Origin of the sequence: Mesorhizobium sp. M7A.F.Ca.AU.001.01.1.1 (assembly GCF_004022735.1) — a bacterium.
GTDB lineage: Bacteria > Pseudomonadota > Alphaproteobacteria > Rhizobiales > Rhizobiaceae > Mesorhizobium > Mesorhizobium ciceri.
Genome location: NZ_RZPF01000976.1, coordinates 1 through 1,820, shown reverse-complemented (window position 1 = coordinate 1,820; position 1,820 = coordinate 1). Strand labels below are relative to the sequence as shown.

At 63.4% G+C, this 1,820-nt stretch carries 2 protein-coding genes; both read left to right on the top strand.

All coding sequences use genetic code 11. The features are described 5' to 3' along the window. On the top strand, window positions 1–642 hold a 642-nt coding region (locus tag EN884_RS34765), incomplete at its 5' end, for a 5'-methylthioadenosine/S-adenosylhomocysteine nucleosidase (RefSeq protein ID WP_128361077.1). A gap of 48 nt (window positions 643–690) precedes the next feature. Continuing rightward, on the top strand, window positions 691–1,820 hold a 1,130-nt coding region (gene guaA / locus EN884_RS34760), incomplete at its 3' end, for a glutamine-hydrolyzing GMP synthase (protein ID WP_128361076.1).

Sequence of the window (1,820 nt, the reverse complement as noted above, 5' to 3'; positions counted from 1 at the left end):
GGCAAGGACGTCCTCTTCGTCATGGCGGCGCAGGCCGAATACGGTCCGCATCTCAAGCAGCTGTTCACGCCATTGATGACAGGTGTCGGTCCGGTCGAGGCCGGCGTCAGGCTAGGCGCTGAACTCTCCTGGCTGAAGTCGCAAAAACCCCTGCCCGACCTCGTCGTGTCGCTCGGCTCAGCCGGCAGCCGGACGCTGGAGCAGACGGGAATCTACCAGGCGGTTTCGGTCAGCTACCGTGACATCGACGCTTCGCCGCTCGGCTTCGAGAAGGGTGCCACACCCTTCCTCGACCTGCCGGTGACCGTGCCATTGCCCTTCAAGATACCTGATATCAAGCAGGCGACGCTATCGACCGGCGGCGCGATCATCACCGGTGCGGCCTATGATGCTGTTAACGCCGACATGGTCGACATGGAGACCTTCGCCTGCCTGCGCGCCTGCCAGTTGTTCGACATTCCGCTGATCGGGCTGCGCGGCATTTCCGACGGGGCGGCGGATCTCAGGCATGTCGGCGACTGGACCGAATATCTTGAAGTCATCGATGAGAAGCTGGCGGAGGCCGTCATGCGGCTCGAACAGGCCATCGGTTCGGGCACGCTTCTGAAAGATTCGCCGCATGAAGACGCCAGACCGCTCTGAAACTCGCAACCCATTGCGTCGACTCATTTCTTTCTCTAAACGCTCGCCATGAAAACAGCCAATCATCCCGATACCGTCCTGATTGTCGATTTCGGCAGCCAGTTCACCCAGCTCATCGCCCGCCGCATCCGCGAGGCCGGCGTGTTTTCCGAGATCGTGCCGTTCCAGTCGGCCGAAGCGGCATTCAAGCGCATCAATCCGAAAGCCGTGATCCTGTCCGGCGGCCCGGCTTCGACCGGCGATATCGGCAGTCCGCGCGCGCCGCAGATCGTCTTCGACGCCGGCGTGCCGGTGCTCGGCATCTGTTACGGCCAGATGGCCATGTGCGTGCAGATGGGCGGCGTCGCCGAAAGCTCCGACCATCGCGAATTCGGCCGCGCCTTCGTCGAGATCCAGAAGGACAGCCCGCTGTTTGAGGGCCTGTGGGCGCCCGGCCAGCGCCACCAGGTGTGGATGAGCCATGGCGACCGCGTCATCTCCTTGCCCACCGGCTTCGAGGTGTTCGGCAAATCGGAGGGCTCGCCCTTCGCCATCTTCGGCAACATCGAGCGCAAGATGTACGGCATCATGTTCCACCCCGAGGTGGTGCATACGCCCGACGGTGCCCGGCTGCTCAGGAACTTCGTCCACAACATCGCCGGCATCGAGGGCGACTGGACCATGCGCGCCTACCGCGAGCACGCGGTCGAGGCGATCCGCAAGCAGGTCGGCAAGGGCAAGGTCATCTGCGCGCTGTCGGGCGGCGTCGATTCCTCCGTTGCCGCGCTGTTGATCCACGAAGCGGTCGGCGACCAGCTGACCTGCATCCTTGTCGACCACGGCCTGATGCGCAAGGACGAGGCCGCGGGCGTGGTGGCGATGTTCCGTGAGCACTACAATTTGCCGCTCATTCTGGTCAACGCGTCGGACCGTTTCATCGACGCCCTCGAGGGCGAGTCGGATCCGGAGAAAAAACGCAAGACCATAGGCCGGCTGTTCATCGAGGTGTTCGAGGAAGAGGCCAAGAAACTCGGCGGCGCCGAATTCCTGGCGCAAGGCACGCTCTATCCCGACGTGATCGAAAGTGTCTCCTTCACCGGCGGCCCGTCGGTGACGATCAAGTCGCACCACAATGTCGGCGGCCTGCCGGCGCGCATGAACATGCAGCTGGTCGAGCCGCTGCGCGAGCTGTTCAAGGA